Raw genomic sequence first — 16,889 nt, forward strand, 5'->3', positions numbered from 1 at the left:
AGATGTCATGTCCGAAGCGGAGGGGACGATGCGACTTGCACGACGCCTGGCCATTTGCACAGATGTGTTCCGCATGGAAGGTCGTCGGCGTCCTACGCGGACATTTTATGCATCCGTGCAAGGCTTCGTCCGTCTTCAGCCGTCAGCCTTTCCCATGAACCATCTATTCGCTCATGGGGACGGCAGGTTTGCTTCGTTCACGCATAAAATAAAATCATAGGGAGAGAGATCAGTGAAAAAGCGGATATTTTTCGCCAGCGTGGCTCTATCGGCCTTATCCATGCCGTCCTTGGCCTGCGCGCAGGACGATGCTGGGCGACCGGCGGCGGGGGACGCGGACATCGTCGTCACGGCTACCCGGCGCGAACAACGGCTTCAGGAAGTGCCGCTCGCCGTCACGGCACTGAGCGGCGATACGCTGCGTAGCCGCGGCATCGAAAATCTGAACGATCTCGGCCCGGGCAAGATCGCGGGCCTGACATCCTATCCGCTCAACGGCACGGAAACGGGGGTGGCGCTCCAGATGCGCGGCTACGGCACGTCGGATGCATCGCAGGGTACGCAGGATAATGCGGTCGCCTTCTATATCGATGGGATCAACATTCCACGCGCCCAGGGCGGGGCGCTCGACCTGATCACGCCCGAACGCATCGAGGTGCTGCGCGGGCCGCAGGGCCAATTGTTCGGCCGCAACGCGGAAGCGGGCGTGGTGCAGGTCGTGTCACGCCGCCCAAGCGGCGTGCTGGGAGGGGATTTCCGCGCCGGCATTGGCAATTTCGATGCCTATGAACTCAAGGGGCGCCTTGATCTTCCTGAAATCGCTGGATTCAAAATACAGCTTTCGGGTATGTACCGCAAGCGAGGCGGGTATTTCCAGAATGTGAAAAGCGCTCTTCTTGAAAATATAACCCCTGTTTCCAGTCCATATTCGTCATTTCATTGGAAGACCGGGGATTATGACAAGGATTTTCGTCAGCTGAAGACTTATGGGGGCCGTATCGCGGTCGAAAGGGATTTCGGCGATCTCAATATCTTCTATGCCTATGACGATGTCTGGGCGAAGGACGACCAGGCCTTTCCTCAAATCCTTGTGTCGCCCAATACCGGCACGATCGAAAACCCCAATGGTGGTATCACTGTGCCACCGACCGGTCCTGCCACGATATTCACCACCGACGGGGGGCGATATCAACAATTACCGCTCGATCTGGACAAATATCCCGACCGCGCACCCTTCGCCATTCCGTCGCTCTATTTCATCACCAAGAATCACGGGCATGTGCTGAACCTGACCTATGGCGCCAGCGACGCCCTCACGCTGAAGTCCATCACCGGATTGCGGCGATCCATCAATTATGGTGGCGCCGTCACGTCGCTCGGGACTTCGCCTGTCCAGGCCTGGGCGAGCAATTATCTGGATTCGAAGGTCTTCAGTCAGGAACTGCAGGCGATCTACACGACCTCCAGCTTCAACATCACGGTCGGCGGCATCTATTTCTATGAAGATGTGCGCGACGAACGCGACTCCGGCTTTTCCACCAATTGTCCGGCAGGCATAGCGGGGGCACCCTGCACGCCCGGCGCCGGCCCCAGCCGCGCGCCATATTATAGTCCGTTCGCGCCCAATGGCGGCTTCATCCGGCAATTTTCGAAGACGAACGCCTATGCGGCCTATGGTCAGGCGAGCTGGACGCCGCCCGTGCTGGATGAGCGGCTGGAACTGACTGCCGGGCTTCGCTACAGTGACGATACGAAAACCGCCCGGCGCGACATCTTCAACGGGGTGATCCTGCCAGTCCAACTCCGCAATGAGGCGAAGGAAAAGCGAGTGGACCCCGCCTTTACGGCCAAGGTCAAGTTGACGGAGGATTTGAACACCTATGTCCGCTATGCCTCCGGCTTCCGGGATGGCGGCGCCAACGTCCGTTCGCAGGTCTTCACCGCTTATGATACAGAAGTCCTGAAGTCTTGGGAAATCGGTATCAAGTCGCAATGGTTCGACCGGCGCGTCACCTTCAACGTCGCAGCGTTCAAATATAAGGTGGATGACCAGCAACAATCGATCCAGACCAGCCCGGCAACGAACCCCAGCATTTCGGATACGTTCAACGTCTCCGTTCCCTACAAGGCCAAGGGTCTGGAAGTGGAACTGAGCGCCCGGATCGTGCCGGGATTGAGCATCGCGGGCAATTATACCTATGTCGACAGCAACAAGCGGCTGATCGGTATCGATCCACGGACGCTGACCACCTTCAAGCCGAACGGGACAAGCATCCTGTCGTCCGGTCCATGCGCGGCAGCTCCGGCAGGCAATTGCGCCGGCGCCCTGCTCGTATCCCCAGCGGATATAGCGGCCCATCCCGGTGCATCTTTCCTCCAGCTGCTGGGTGTGGGTGCGGCCAAGCATGCAGGTTCGGTCTCCGTGGACTTCAGCCAGCCGCTCGATCCCGGCGTCTTCAACATCCATTTCGACTGGACGCGCAGCTCGAAAATGACCTGCTGCGCGCCCTACAAGCTGTTGACGGTGGTCAATGCCGCCGGCACCGCGGCCTCGCCATCGCCGCGCTACAATCCGGGAGTGTTCACCAATCGCATCAACATGCGCACGGGCATTTCCGAGATTCCGCTCGGCAACGGGGTCAAGGGGGAACTGGCCTTCTGGGTCAAGAACCTGCTCAACCATGTCGATCTGGGCCAGCTATTCCCGGCCGGCAATGCGCTCAGCGCGGCACAGCCCTATCCGCAGGCGGCGACATATTTGCAGCCGCCGCGGACGATGGGTGGCGAATTCCGCGTCCAGTTCTGAAGGTCGGAGGGGAACGGCAAGGATTGTCGTTCCCCAAATCCGTCTGCGTACAAGGCCGGCGCGTGTCGGCAGCCGGTCAACATAATATCAGCGGCATTCCGAGATCGGACGGGTTCGCCGGGCCGGGTGAGGAAGAATGCGGATCGTCACCGTTCCGGACGAGGGCGCGATAGTGGCTCGCGCTCATGCCGGTATGTTGGCGGAAGGCCTGCTGGAAGGATTTGAGGTCATTATAGCCGATCAGCGTCGCGATCTGCGAAACAGGCCGGCTGGTATCGCGTAGCTGGGATTGAGCGCTATGCATGCGGATCAGCCGCAGATAGTCCCGGGGCGTCATGTCGAGTTGCGCGCGGAACCGCCGGATAAGGGTCTGCGGGCTGACCGCAAGATGCTCCGCCAGTGCGGCGATGTGCAGCCCACGCGATGCTCGTTCGGAGAGCCACATCTGCGCAGCGGCCACCAGCGGGTCGTCCGACAGTCCGGGGCGGTCCAGTTCCATGCCCATGGCATCCGCGAGCGTCCCGGCCATGGTCGGTGACAACAGCCTTCCGATCAGGCGGGTGAGCAGGCTCATTTCGTGCGTCATGCCGCGCGCCATCATGATGCGATCGACTTCGGCGATGGGGTCCGTGGTGTTGACACGGATATGCGGATAACGCCTGCGGAATTCGGCGGCTGCGCCTCTCGCCACCGGCACGGGGCCGTTTCCCAGCAGTCCGGCCTCAGCCAGCAATTCTATGCCCCGTCCCGTCGCAGATAGATGTGCGCCGCCCGCATATTGACTGCGGAGCCAGTCGATCACGGAATGGAGTTTGGCAATATAGTCCGGCGTCGTTTCCTCCGGACAATAGAAGTCGGGCACATGGATATAGATATGGGGTGTTGCCGCCAGCCCATCTTCCACTTGCAGCTTCCACCCGCCCAGGACTTGAATCGGCCTTGGACTTGGTCCCAACAATTTGGCGCGCGTGTGCATGCCGATATCGTCTCTTGTGCGGAACTGATGGGCCACGCGCAGGCGCATCTGGCCGAACAGATCCAGGAACAAGCCGATGCTGGCGAGACATGCGCCGTCAAATCCGATCACTGCAACATCGCGGGCCATAAGGGATGATAATTTACCCCCGTCACGATGTCAAAATCACACCTGACGCCAGGGCGAGGAGAGTCGCATGATGCATGGACAGAAAAGAGGCCGCACAGGTGGCCATAGGGAGAGTTTAGCATGATCGGGCAAACGACCGGGCGCGCAACAGGCGCGCCGGAGACGGCATTTTCATGTCTTTCGCAGGATGATCGGCCGGGCCGGGGTCGGGCCTGATTCATGCCGCAACCCACTATATTCTACCCTCGTCTCAAGGGGCGTTCGGCCATCGTCACGGGCGCGGGCACGCAGGGCGACGGCGTCGGCACCGGCCGCGCCATCGCGATGCTGCTGGCGGGCGAGGGCGCGCATGTCGCGCTGGTCGACCGTGACGGGGACAGCGCTGAGGAAACGCGCCGCCGCATCGTCGCCGCCGGCGGGCAGGCCTTCACGCTGGCTGGCGATGTCACCGCCAACGCCGATTGCCGCCATTTCGTCGAGCAGGCGGTCGAGCGCACCGGACGGCTGGACATATTGGTCAACAATGTCGGCATTTCCGATCCCGTGGCGTTGGACGCGGCGGACGAGAGCGGCTGGACGCGCGTCATCGACGTGAACGTCAAAAGCGCCATGCTGATGATCCGCCATGCCGTGCCGGCGATGAAGGCGGCGGGCGGGGGATCGATCGTCAACATCTCCTCGATCGCCGGAATGCGCGCGCACGGCTCCATAGCCTATGGCCCGTCAAAGGCGGCGATGGCGCAGCTCGCGGCCGAAATCGCGGTCCTCCATGGCCGCGACGGCATTCGTGTCAACACGGTCGCGCCGGGCCATATCATGACGCCGCATGCCATGCATGTGCTGCCCGAAGGCCTGCGCACCTTGCGCCGCGCCATCGGGCCGTTGGGCATAGAGGGCGACGCCTGGGACATCGCCCGCGCGGTCGCCTTCCTGGCCAGCGACGATGCGCGCTTCATCACCGGGGTTTTGCTGCCAGTGGATGGTGGCGTGACCCAGATCGGCCCCATTCCCGCGCACTTCCTGGCCGAAGCGGAACTGGCGGCGGTCGAGCAAGGAATGGAAGGACAAAAGCAATGAGCAGACTGGATGAAAAACAGGAATCGGGCGTCGCCTTCATCACCGGCGTGATGGGCGAACGCTTTGGCGGCGCCTTCAACGAAGCGGCGACATCGAGCCGGTTCGGGTCCGACATTACCCGCATGGCGGCGGGCTGGGCCTTTCACGACGCATGGCGGCATGACGGCATCAGCCGCAAGGAAAAGAGCATTGCCGTCATTTCCGCGCTGATCGCGTCGCGCCAGTCGCTGGAGCTGAAAAACCATGTGAAGATCGGTCTGGCCAATGGCCTGACGGTGGAGGAGCTGGAGGGGTTGCTGGTGCAACTGACGCCCTATGTCGGTTTCCCCTGCATCGCCTCTGCCCAGACCGCGGTGATCACGGCCATGCGCGAAGCCCATGTATCGCCCGAGGATCTGCCGACGTCGGAGGAACGCGGTTTGCTGTGACGAGGCAGCGATCCGGCGGCGCGCCGGGCCACGATTTTACAACAAAAGCGAACGTCAATGTTTCAGGGGAGGTTGTCATGAAAATTTCGAGTTTCTGGATGTCGTCCTGCGCGTGCCTGCTTTCGGCGGTTCCGGCGCTTGCATCGGCGCAGGGGGCGCCCGAACAGGAGCCCCAGCATGCGCAGGCCGCCTTCGGCAGCGATGACATCGTCGTGACGGCACGGCGCCGCGAAGAACGGTTGCAGGACGTACCGCTTTCGGTCAGCGCCGTGTCGGGCGCCACGTTGCAGCGTGCCAATATCTCGAACGTGGCGGGCCTCAGCCGCGTGGTGCCCAGCCTTGTGTCGGTTCCCGGCCAGGGCGGCAGCCGGTCGCTGCCCAATTTCGCGATCCGTGGTCTCAGCCAGCAGGAACTCACCCTGCTCGCGGACCAATCCGTTTCCACCTATATGGGCGACATCGTGCTGGCCCGTACGCAGGGGGTCAACGGAGCGTTGTTCGACATCGGGTCGGTGGAAGTGCTTCGCGGGCCGCAGGGCACGCTGTTCGGCCGCAACACGACCGGCGGCGCGATCATCATCCGTCCCAACCGGCCGACCGACGATTTCGAAGGCCGTGTCGGCGTCACTTATGGCAATCTGGACACCTTCATCATGGAAGGCATGCTGAACGTACCGCTGTCGCCCAACATCCTGGTACGTGTCGCCGGTCAGCGTCAGCGCGACGACGGCTTCGTCTATGACGAGATATTGGGACGCAATGTCAACGACACCGCGCAGGAGGGCGTGCGCGCCTCCGTCCTGATGAAGAATGACAGCGGCGTGGAATCGCTGACCGTCTATAATTATTTCCACGAAGACGATGGCGGCACAGCGAGCTTCATCTACAAGGTTCGCCCCACCGGATCGCTGAACGGCGCCGCCGTCCGCGCGGCACGCGGCTATCGTCCGCTTGAGCAACTGCTGGCCGAGCAGCAGGCGCGTGGTCCTTATCGCATCGCCAATGGCTCGAATATCTTCACCAAGGTGGAGACGCACGATATCGCCAATACCACGACGATTCCGGTCAACGACATGCTGACCGTCAAGAACATCGTCGGCTACCGTCACATCAAGGACAATATCTTCGATGATATGGACGGGACCATGAACAGCCTGCATCCGCAACAGCGGATAGACTGGACAGCGCAGTTTTCGGAAGAGCTGCAATTGCTGGGCGAAACAGAGAATTTCAACTGGATCACCGGCCTCTATTATTTCTGGGAAAGAGGCCGCAACCAGGGTCTTTCCACGGTTGGCAGCGTCGATCCGGGGCTGATCGAACCTGAAGATATTTTCGGCTATCCCACCGCCGCCTTCAGCAATACCGATGTGGCCGGCCGCAACCGCAGCTACGCCGTGTTCGCGCAAGGAACCTATCGCTTCAACGACAGCCTCAGCCTGACAGCCGGCGTTCGCTACAACCGCGACAAGCGCGAGGCGACGATCCGCAACCGGACGGCCACCGCATGCCGTTTCACCCGCGACCTCGACAATAATCCCGCGACGCCGGAGACCGCGGTGCCGCTTTCGCAGTGCGAACTGAACGTCGGCGACAGCTTCTCCGAGGTCACCTACAATCTCAGCCTGGAATATAAGATCGCGCAGGACAAGCTGATCTACCTTGCGCACCGGCATGGTTATCGCACCGGCGGCTTTGGCGCGCGTGCCTCGACCGAGGCCGGTCTGCGCCGGACCTTCAGGCCGGAAACGGTGGACGATGTCGAATTGGGCGTGAAGGCCGACTGGCGCATGGGGGACATGTTCCTGCGCACCAATCTGGCCGCCTATTACGCCAAATATAACGACATCCAGCGGCTCCTGACCGATCCTCTGGCCGTGCCTCCGACGACTGTCACGACCAATGCGGGCAAGGCGCGTATCTGGGGTATCGAGGCGGATATATTGTTCCGTCCGGTGTCGATGCTGGAACTGTCGGCCAACTATGCCTATACCAATGCGAAGTTCACCAAGTTCATCTATCCCGACGGCAGCGATCACAGCAACGATCCCTTCGCCCGTGCCCCGCGCAATGTCTACACGCTTGGCGCACGGCTGATTGCGCCGCTGGACAGTGCTCAGGGTGATGCATCGGTCGGCATCAGCTATTATCATACCGATGATTATGTCGGGAACGATACGGTTGTGCCCGGATATACGGATGCCAAGGGCTATAATCTGGTGAATCTGGACGCGAGCTGGAACCGGGTCATGGGATCGGGCTTCGACCTGGCGCTCTATGTCAATAATCTCACCAAGAAGAAGTATGATTTCCTGCTCATCAACCTCGACAGCCTGGGTTACACCAGCCACACGCCCGGCTTGCCCAGAACTTATGGCGTGACACTGCGCTATCATTTCTGAAATTGGGGTGGCTGCCCCGCGTCCTTCCCGTTTCGCGGGACGGACGCGGAGCGGCCTGGCTCCACTGACGTCCAGGGGAAGACCGGACATGGCCGACATGATGACTTCCAACTCTCCGGATACGCCGCCGATGCGGGAATTGAGGACCGCCAATCATCTGCTGGGCGATCGTGCGGCGCTGGATGCGGCATGGGAGCGCGATGGCTACTGGTTCTTCCGCGACGTGCTGGACAAGGAAGCCGTCGGGCGGCTGCGGGCGGTCTATCTGGATGTGTTGCGCGACCTGAATGTGATCGATCCGGGGCGGGACGATGCAGCCGTGTATAATGGCGCGCCCCTCGACAATTTCCCGATCCGCAACGACGGCACGCCGGCCACCGATCCGCTGCTGGCGCGCTATCCGCGGGATCAGTTCGTCGCGGAGCCCGCGATCCGTGCCTTTTTCGAGCAACTGTTCGGTGAAGAGGTCTTCTGGGTTCCCAACACCGAATATCACGCGCTGCCGCCGGGGACGGGTCGGCCGAATTCGCGTTTCAACTTCGTCCATTGCGATGGTCCCAACAACAAGGGGCTGCCGCTGAAAATCTGCTGGATGCCGCTCGCGCCGATCGATGAGGAGACCGGCGGTTTGGCCGTGGCGGAAGGGCTGCACCGCCCCCGGATGGATGATTTCCCCCGGCCGCCGCAGGGCATAGGCGACGATGTGATCCCGGCCGAGGCATGGTGCCGCGCCCTCTACCAGCCCGGCGACCTGCTGGTATTCAGCCTGGAAACGCCCCATAGCGGGCTCGCCAACCGGTCGGACCGCTATTTCCGCCTGTCGATGGATATTCGGGGCATGCCGAAGTCGGGCAATATCCCGACCGTCGGCACCGTTGCCGCGCTCGATGCCTGCGCCATCACCGTGGAAACGAAAGAAGGGGAACAGCGCACCTTCCGCATCGACGAGGACAGTTTCTGCCGGATCACGCGTGGACGGCTTACCGGCATGCCACTGGCGCTGGAGGAAATTCCGCAAATGGTGAAGATCGGCGACCCCGTCTATGTCGCATCCGACCATGGCACTGCCATGTTCATTCGTCCGCAGCACTGAAGCGCCAGTCAAGACACGGTTTGCGACAATGCCGCAAATATCGTCCGGCGTACGGACTTGTGATGCATCGCTGCGGTTCGCGTGAAAGCCATTGCCGGAATGGAAGCGATCTCCTCTACCTGACAGGATGATGGGGTAGGGCAGGACGACAGCCATGCGAGAAGCGATATTCCAGACCCGGATCACGGATTTACTGGGCATCCGCCATCCTATTCTCTGCGGGGGCATGGGGCCGCGCGTATCGGACGCACGCTATGTCGCGGCCGTCGTCAATGCCGGGGGCATGGGCTTCATCGTCGCGGCGGGGCATGAGTCCCGGGATGCTTTTGTCGATCAGCTCCGCCTCTGCCGGAAACTCACCGGCGGGAAACCCTTCGGTGTCAATTTCTACGTGTCGCGTCGTCCCGGATCGGTGGAGGCGTTGCTCGCGCTCATCCCGTTGCTTGCAGAGCATGGCGTGAACTGCGTCGAAACCGCCGGCGCCAATCCCGAGGATTTGATCCAGCCGCTACGCGACGCGGGTATCCGGATCATCCACAAGGCGCCGGGTGTCCGCTATGCCCTGACGGCGCAGCGCATGGGCGTGGATGCCGTGATCGTCGTCGGCTATGAATGCGGCGGTCATCCGGGTACGAAGCTGATCGGCAGCATGGTGCAGGCGGCGCATGCACCGCAGGCGATCGACATACCTGTCGTCATTGCGGGCGGCATCGGCACGGGCCGGCAATTGGCCGCGGCGCTCGCCATGGGCGCGGATGCCATATTGATGGGCACCCGTATGCTGGTTGCCGAGGAACTGTGGATCCATCCCGATCATAAGGCCCGGCTCGCCGCCGCCGACGGGACGGAAAGCGTGATCATAAAGACGCTTCTGCGCGATCATCACCGGGTGCTTGACAATCCCGGCGCGCGTGCCGTGCTGGCATTGGAGGCGGAAGGCATTACCGAATATGAGGCCTATAGCGACCTTATTTCCGGCGCTCACACCTATGCGGGTTATCGGAGCGGGAATATCGAGAAGGGCACTTATGATTGGGGGCAGTCAGCGATATTCGCAGGCGAGACAATGCCCGTCGCGGCGATTTTCGATGAGCTGCTGGACGATGCCGTGGCGGCGACGGACCGGATGCGGGAGCTGTGCGCATGGATGTAGTGGCTAACGGCCTTCTGATCCCGGAGGGGCCTGTGGCGCTGTCCGACGGATCGGCTCTGGTGGTCGAAGTGGGCGCCGGACGCCTCAGCCGTGTATGGCCAGACGGCAGGATCGGGCTGGTCGCCGATCTGGGCGGCGGTCCCAACGGGGCGGCGATCGGCCCCGACGGCGCTGTCTATGTGTGCAACAATGGCGGCGGTTTCGACTGTGCGCTCCGCGACGGTCACTTATCCATCGCCTATGCGCCTGACCGGCACGTCGGCGGTTCGATCCAGCGCGTCGATCTGGCAAGCGGCGTGGCGACCAGCCTCTACACCCAGGCCGATGGCCAGCCGCTGCTGGCGCCAAACGATATCGTCTTCGACGTGGCGGGAGGATTCTGGTTCACGGACCATGGCACGAGCACAAAGGAGGGCAAGACCTATGGAGGCCTCTATTATGCCCTTCCGAACGGTAGCGCCATCCACCAGGTCCGGTCGGGCCTGCTCTCGCCCAATGGCATCGGCCTGTCCCCCGACGGTCGCTGGCTCTATTGGGCCGATACGCTGAGCAGCCGGCTCTGGCGTGCGGAAATCGTCGGCCCCGGCCGGCTGCGCGATTATGGCGGTTCGCCGGGGGATGTCGTCGCGACGGGCGCTGGACATATCATGTTCGACAGCCTCGCGGTGGAGGCAGATGGCCGGATCTGCATCGGTTCCATCGTGCGTGGCGGGATCACCATCGTCGATCCGCTGACCGGCGCATGCGATCATATGCCGATCGACGACGCGATGGTCACGAATATCGCATTTGGCGGCGAGGATGGCCGGGACGTCTGGATCACGGCGGCGGGGACAGGCCGGTTGCTGCGGGGCCGGTGGCCCCGGCCGGGCCTGCCGCTGGCCTTCGCGGCATGAGCCACTCGACAAATTTTCGTCCCTGGTCTAGCGCGGATGCCATGACAGCCGACGATCATGCGATGGACCGGCCCGTCGAGCCCCTGCAACTGGAAGTCAGTGACGCACGCTCGCGCATCCTCGATGCCGCGGCGCATCTGTTCCGACGGGAAGGTTTCTCCGGTACGTCGATGGACGCCATCGCGGCGTTGGCGCGCATGTCGAAACGCACGCTATATGCCAGCTTTCCGGACAAGCGGGCCGTGCTGGAAGCGGTGCTTCAGCAGTTCATCGCCCGCCGCTTCTTCCTGATCGAGCGCGTCAGCCGCGACGCGGTGAGCGATGAGGCGTTACTGACGCGGATGGTGGGTGCCCTCCACGCCATGGCCACGGACGAGGATGCGCTTGCCATGTATCGGCTGCTCGTGGCACAGGCGACGAACCTGCCGGCCCTTGCATCGGATGCGAACCGCAACGGGTTGATGCAGGTCCAGGCCATGCTGCGCCAGCCGCTTCGCAACTGCGGTGTGCGTGATCCGGATATGGCTGCCCGCCTCCTTTACGATCTCGCCGTTCTCGCACCGATGCACCGCTTGCTGGTCGGTATGGAGGATATGCCCATGGACACCGTCGCCATCGTCCACATGGTTCTTCAGGGAATGAAAGGAATGTGACGCAGGATCGCGCTCCGATGGACAGGCGGGAACGGCTGGCGCTGACGCTTGGTGCGGCGGTGGCCGATCGTCAGCCCTGGACGCGATTCCTGCGCCTATGTTGCGATCTCGTCGGATTGTCTTACGCGAACCTTATTTTCCGCCGGGGGCCGAGCCGGTCCGTGGACGCCGAATTTTCCGCTGGCGGCACCGTCACTCCCGCGATGAAACAGCGTTATCGCAGTCAGTTCGCGATGGTCGATCCGGTCCATTATTTCGCGATGGAGCCGGGCCGCGTCTATCGCCTGCCCGAATTGCTGCGTACGGGGCGGGCGAGCGACCATCCCTATTATCAGGGCTTTCTCGCGCCGGCGGGGATCGGCCATATGCTGAGCGCCCGCATCGTCGAAGAGGAGGGGGAGACGGCCTGGCTGAGCTGGTGCCGCGACGCGGGGCGGGCGGATTTTCAGGATGAGGACGTCGCCCTGTTCCGGTCCCTTCTGCCGCATGTCGCCGTGGCGCTTCGCAGCTTCGTGCTGATCGACCGGCAGCGGGTGCAGGCCGCAATCGCGCGGCATGTTTCCACGCGGTTCGACATGGCGGCTGTCGCCCTGACCGCAAGCGGCAAGATAGTGGGCGTCGGCCCACTCGCTGCTTCGCTGCTGACGCGGAACGGCGGCGTCACCATCAGCCAGGACGGCTATTTGCGGGTAGGCGATGCCGCCGGACAGCGTCGCCTGTCCGATGCGATCGCCCTGGTCCTGGCAAGCGGTCACAGCCGCGCGCTGCTCGTCGATTTGGCCGGGGAACGTATCGAGATGCTGCTGGTGCCTTTCGGCGCGCAGGAGGGATATGGCGCCGCCCGGCCCGACCTTGTGCTTTATCTGCGTCGAGAGCGGGAGGCGAGCGGGGCGGGGAGCGACGTGCGGCAAAGTCTGGGCGCGATGTTCGGCCTGACCCCGGTCGAAGCGGACATCGCGCTCGGCCTCGCCGCCGGTCGGACGATGACCGCGGTGGCCGGGGATCTCCATCTTTCCGAACATACGGTGCGCAGCTATTCCAAGGCCATCTATGCCAAGCTGGGCGTGAAACGGCAGGTCGATCTGGTCCGTATGCTGCTGCTCAGCGTCGCACAGCTTGCCTGACGCGCCCATGGCAGGGCCGCCACATAGGTGCAGCGGAGGAAAACCCACAAATGGGGGGTGCGGGGCGTCATATCGCGCAGCAAGGTCATGGATGCGCAGACACAGGAGAGGCAAGCATGACATATCGTATCAATCCCCTTGGCGAAGAACTGGGATTCGGCCGTGAGGTTGTCGGGTTGACGCCAGGAGATATTGAGCGGGAAGCGGTTCGGCACGAATTGCGCGAACATTGGCTGAACGACGGCCTGCTGGTCTTTCGCGATAGCGAAGTGACCCCCGATTTCCAGATCGCGCTCAGCCAGGTCTTCGGGGAGCTGGAAATCCATCCGGTACGCGAACTGGTGACGGAGGGTACGCCCGAACTCATCACCCTGGTTTCCGATCAGGACAAGGAAGGGCTGTTCGAAGTGGACGGGAAGCCATCCATCGCCTTCCTGCCATGGCATTCGGACCTGGTCTTCACCGACCGGATCAACCATGGCGGGGTGCTGACCGCACAAAGGATTTCAAGCTGGGGCGGCCAGACCGGCTTCATCGATCAGGTCCAGGCCTACGCCCTGTTGCCCGAAGACCTGAAGGCGCGGATCGAGAATCTGGAGATCGTGTATCAGCTCACCGTCAATCCGGGCTATTCGCGCTACGGCACGAAGAGCCGGGTGCGCACGATCCGCATGAGCGATTTCGAGAAGTCGGTGGGGCCGCGTCTTGACACCGACTTCCCGCCGGTCGTGCATCCGATGGTCTTCACGCAGCCCGATACCGGGCGCAAGGTGCTCAACATCTCGCCTTTCGGCGCTCTCCATATTTTGGGGCAGGATGACGCGGAAGGGCATGCGTTGCTGCAAAGGCTTGTCGATCATCTGGTCGCCTGCCCCGCCTATTATCATGGCTGGAAACCGTCCGAGATGCTGCTGTGGGACAATTGGCGCATGGTCCATTGCGTGACCGGCGCGGCGCCTGACGAGGTCCGGATCATGCAGCGCACCACCATCATGGGCGATTATGGACTGGGCCGGAAGCTGCGCATGGAGGAGGCTGCATGAACGAACCCTGGTTGCCGCTGGTCCCGGAGGATGTCACTGCGCAATGGCTGAGCGACGCTTTGGCGCCGCGCTATCCCGGAACGCGGGTGGAGCGGATCGACATCAGCGAGATTCTCTGGGGCACGGGCACCAAGATGATGGCGACGGCGGCCTATAATGATGCCGGGCGGGTCCATGGGTTGCCGCGGGCGCTCTGCATCAAGGCGGGCCTGGCGGAGCACCGGGAACTGGTGAAATTCTGCTACCAGACGGAAGCGCGCTTCTTCGCGGAACTGGCGCCCCGCCTGACGCTGGGGCTGCCGCACATCCTCTATGCAGCGGCGAATGCCGATCAGGGGATGGTGGTCATGGAGGATCTGAGGCCGGCGGGCGCCCATATCTGCCGTGTGCAGCAGCCCCTGACCCGCGATCAGGCGGCGGCTTTTCTCGACGATCTGGCCGCGTTGCACGCTTGCTGGTGGGACAGTCCGGCGCTGGAGGATCATGGCGATCTCGGCTGGCTGATGCGCCACGATCCATTGCCGGACGAAGCCTGGGGCGATTTCGGACGCGGTCAGCTCCAGCCCGAGACATGGGCGCATTATATGGGGCTGCCCCGGTCGCTCGGGATTCCGGCGGCTTGCCGCGACCGGGAGAGGATTCATGCGGCGCTGCAGCAATTGCGCCGTTTCGGGGAGCAGGGGCCGCGTTGCGTGATCCATGGTGACGCGCATCTGGGCAATATGTATTTGACCCGCGAGGGCCGGCCGGGCTTCCTCGACTGGCAGACCACGCGTCGCGGCCATTGGGCGCAGGACGTGACCTATTTCTACATCTCCGCGCTCGATCCGCTGGACCGGCGGGCTTGGGAGAAGGATCTGGTCGCGGGCTATCTGGCCGCGCTGGCCCGCCATGGCGTCGCCAATCCGCCGTCGGAGGAAGAGGCGTGGCGCGCCATTCGCGCGCATATCGTCTATGGCCTGTTCTACTGGATGGTGAATCCGGTCGAATGGCAGGCGGAGGAGAATAACGCCGCCACCGCGCCGCGCTTCGGCTGGGCGGCGGTCGATCACGCCGCCCCGCCGCTTGGTCCCCTTTAGGCTGGATCGGGCGTCCGCACGAAGCGGTTCTGGATCGAGCCGAACAGATAGTCGCGGTTCGCCTGTTCGTCGAACGCATCGAGCGTCCAGCCGTCGGGATGGATGCTGGTGCGGATCGCTTCGGGTTCGGGGATCAGGGCCACTTCATCGCCCTGGATGTAGAAGTCCCGCCCGCTGACATGGGCGGCGGCGTCGGTGCACAGCCAGACGACCAGAGCGGCGACATGGGCGGGCAGGGCCGTCATGCGCGGCTGTGCCATCGGCTTGTTCCACAGCAGCGGAATGCCGAGCCGCGCCGATTCAGCGATGGTCTCGTCGATTTCCGGCGTATGCGTGCCCGTCAGGTGCGACACCGGGCGGATCAGATTGGCGCGAATGCCGAATTCCCCCAGGTCGCGCGCAATCGTGCGGGTGAAGCCCAGAAGGCCTTCCTTGGCGGCGGAATAATTGGCCATGCCCCAATGACCGAAGCCCGACGGCGATCCCGTATTGACGATAACGCCGGACCGCTGCGCGATCATATGCGCCGCCGCCGCGCGGCAGGTGAAGAAGCTCGACGTCAGGCTGACGTCCATGCAGAGGTTCCAGTCCTGGTCCGTCATCCGGTCTATCCGCGCCGGGCGCACGATCCCCGCATTGTTGACCAGAATGTCGATCCGGCCGAAGGCTTCGATGGCCGCCTGCACCGCCGCCTCGCCGCCCTCGCGGGTCGCCACGCTGGAACATTGGCCGATCGCCTCGCCGCCCGCGTCGCGTATCTCCTGCGCCACGGCCTCGGCCAGCGACGCGTCACCGCTCTCCGTGCCATAGGGGCCACCGCCCAGATCGTTGACCACGACCTTCGCGCCCTGCTCCGCCAGCAGCATCGCTTCGGCCCGGCCGATATTGCGGCCCGCGCCGGTCACGACGGCGACCTTGCCCTTCAGTCTCTGCATATTCCAGCTCCCGTTAATTGTGCCGGGAGAGTAGCCGCTGGCATCTTAAGACCCTAATCACTGACGTGATGATTGCGCCTGACGCGCTTCCCGACGATGCCCGGCTTCGCCACAAGATCACCGCCAACGGAGCGCGGCGATGATCCTGACCGAATGAAGGAGATGCAAGGGTGAAGGCGATCGTGATCAACCGCCATGGCGGCCCGGAGGTGTTGGAGCCTGCCGATTTGCCGCCGCCGCAGCCTCAGCCAGGGGAAGCGCTGGTGCGCATCCTGGCGGCGGCCGTCAATCCGGCGGACGGCAAATGGCGGGCGGGCCTGTTCGAAAGCTTCGCGCCTGTCGGTTTCCCTCATATTCTGGGCTATGACGTGGCGGGCGAAGTCATCGGCGGGGAGGGCTTTGCGCCCGGCGCTCGCGTCTTCGGCATGCTCGATCCGTTCCGCAAGGGCGGCTATGCCGAACAGGTCGCGGTGGCCGCCGATCATCTGGCGCTGGTGCCCGATGGCCTCGATCTGCCGACCGCCGCCGCGATCCCGACCGCTGGCCTGACCGGCTTGCAGATGGTCGAACGCGGGTTGGACCTTCAGGCCGGTCAGAGGCTGATGCTGACGGGTGCGCTGGGTGCCGTCGGCCGTTTCGCGCTGTTCGCGGCGAAGGAGCGGGGCGCCCATGTGACCGCCGCCGTCCGCGCCGCCCATGTCGAGGCTGTCCGCGCATTGGGCGCCGACGATGTGATCGCCCTGGGCGAGGAGGATTGGACCGGCGCGCCCTTCGACCATGTCATCGACACGGTGGGCGGCGAAGCGGTTGGCGCGCTTTGCCGGCGCCTGAAGCCCGGCGGCCGGGTGCTGACCGCCGCCACCACGCCGATCCCCCGCGACGGATTGCCGTCTGCGCCGGAATTTTTCGCCGTCGTCCCGAGCGGTGCCGATGCCGCTCGTCTGGCCGCCGCCGTCGCGCAGGGCAGGATCGCCGTGCCCATCGCCCGCATCCTGCCGCTCGATCAGGCAGCGGCAGCGCAGCGGCTGGTCGATGCGGGCGGATTGAACGGCAAGGTCATCCTGACGAACTGAAAATCCTGGCGACAGGATGGTC

General features: G+C 63.3%; 14 protein-coding genes. 12 read left to right on the forward strand and 2 right to left on the reverse strand.

Features of this window, described 5'->3' with window-relative positions; all coding sequences use genetic code 11:
- The first annotated feature begins 280 nt into the window (after positions 1-280).
- On the forward strand, positions 281-2,806 hold the full coding sequence (locus CAF53_RS17980; protein ID WP_100239077.1) for a TonB-dependent receptor: 2,526 nt from the start codon (positions 281-283) through the stop codon (positions 2,804-2,806).
- 76 nt (positions 2,807-2,882) lie between these two features.
- On the opposite strand, the gene CAF53_RS17985 is transcribed toward CAF53_RS17980, so the two are convergent.
- Positions 2,883-3,911 (reverse strand): helix-turn-helix domain-containing protein, encoded by a 1,029-nt coding sequence (locus CAF53_RS17985; protein ID WP_100239078.1) that lies wholly within the window; start codon positions 3,909-3,911, stop codon positions 2,883-2,885.
- Positions 3,912-4,130: 219 nt separating this feature from the next.
- Between CAF53_RS17985 and CAF53_RS17990 the strand changes: the two genes are divergently transcribed.
- The 10 genes from CAF53_RS17990 (at position 4,131) to CAF53_RS18035 (ending at position 14,859) form a co-directional block, all read left to right on the forward strand.
- Positions 4,131-4,988, forward strand: coding sequence for an SDR family NAD(P)-dependent oxidoreductase (locus CAF53_RS17990; RefSeq protein WP_046763912.1), 858 nt, complete (start codon positions 4,131-4,133; stop codon positions 4,986-4,988).
- Positions 4,985-5,416, forward strand: coding sequence for a carboxymuconolactone decarboxylase family protein (locus tag CAF53_RS17995; RefSeq protein WP_100239079.1), 432 nt, complete (start codon positions 4,985-4,987; stop codon positions 5,414-5,416). The genes CAF53_RS17990 and CAF53_RS17995 overlap by 4 nt, the downstream gene beginning before the upstream one ends.
- 77 nt (positions 5,417-5,493) lie before the next feature.
- Positions 5,494-7,818 (forward strand): TonB-dependent receptor, encoded by a 2,325-nt coding sequence (locus tag CAF53_RS18000; RefSeq protein ID WP_100239080.1) that lies wholly within the window; start codon positions 5,494-5,496, stop codon positions 7,816-7,818.
- Positions 7,819-7,906: 88 nt separating this feature from the next.
- Positions 7,907-8,911, forward strand: coding sequence for a phytanoyl-CoA dioxygenase family protein (locus CAF53_RS18005; RefSeq protein ID WP_100239081.1), 1,005 nt, complete (start codon positions 7,907-7,909; stop codon positions 8,909-8,911).
- Between the two features lie 154 nt (positions 8,912-9,065).
- The gene (locus CAF53_RS18010; RefSeq protein ID WP_100239082.1) at positions 9,066-10,064 is read left to right on the forward strand and encodes a nitronate monooxygenase; all 999 of its coding nucleotides are present in this window, start codon (positions 9,066-9,068) and stop codon (positions 10,062-10,064) included.
- A complete protein-coding gene (locus CAF53_RS18015) occupies positions 10,055-10,960 on the forward strand; it encodes an SMP-30/gluconolactonase/LRE family protein (RefSeq protein WP_100239083.1) in 906 nt (301 codons plus the stop codon). Before CAF53_RS18010 ends, CAF53_RS18015 begins: the two co-directional genes overlap by 10 nt.
- A gap of 41 nt (positions 10,961-11,001) precedes the next feature.
- Positions 11,002-11,613, forward strand: a complete 612-nt coding sequence (locus CAF53_RS18020; protein ID WP_157801292.1) for a TetR/AcrR family transcriptional regulator — start codon at positions 11,002-11,004, stop codon at positions 11,611-11,613.
- Complete coding sequence (locus CAF53_RS18025; protein ID WP_100239085.1) at positions 11,610-12,737, forward strand: helix-turn-helix transcriptional regulator; 1,128 nt, start codon at positions 11,610-11,612, stop codon at positions 12,735-12,737. Before CAF53_RS18020 ends, CAF53_RS18025 begins: the two co-directional genes overlap by 4 nt.
- Before the next feature lie 116 nt (positions 12,738-12,853).
- Complete coding sequence (locus CAF53_RS18030) at positions 12,854-13,780, forward strand: TauD/TfdA family dioxygenase (RefSeq protein WP_046763919.1); 927 nt, start codon at positions 12,854-12,856, stop codon at positions 13,778-13,780.
- Entirely contained in the window at positions 13,777-14,859 is a 1,083-nt protein-coding gene (locus CAF53_RS18035) for a phosphotransferase (protein ID WP_100239086.1), read from the forward strand. The genes CAF53_RS18030 and CAF53_RS18035 overlap by 4 nt, the downstream gene beginning before the upstream one ends.
- Here the strand turns inward: CAF53_RS18035 and CAF53_RS18040 are convergent.
- Positions 14,856-15,794, reverse strand: coding sequence for an SDR family NAD(P)-dependent oxidoreductase (locus tag CAF53_RS18040; protein ID WP_100239087.1), 939 nt, complete (start codon positions 15,792-15,794; stop codon positions 14,856-14,858). The two genes, CAF53_RS18035 and CAF53_RS18040, sit on opposite strands and share 4 nt — an antisense overlap.
- 170 nt (positions 15,795-15,964) lie before the next feature.
- On the opposite strand from CAF53_RS18040, the gene CAF53_RS18045 reads away from it, so the two are divergent.
- Positions 15,965-16,867: an NADP-dependent oxidoreductase gene (locus CAF53_RS18045; protein WP_100239088.1), complete on the forward strand. Its 903-nt coding sequence runs from the start codon at positions 15,965-15,967 to the stop codon at positions 16,865-16,867.
- The last annotated feature ends 22 nt before the right edge of the window (positions 16,868-16,889 follow it).

Source organism: Sphingobium sp. LB126 (genome assembly GCF_002795205.1).
In the GTDB taxonomy this organism is placed as follows: Bacteria; Pseudomonadota; Alphaproteobacteria; order Sphingomonadales; family Sphingomonadaceae; genus Sphingobium; species Sphingobium chungbukense.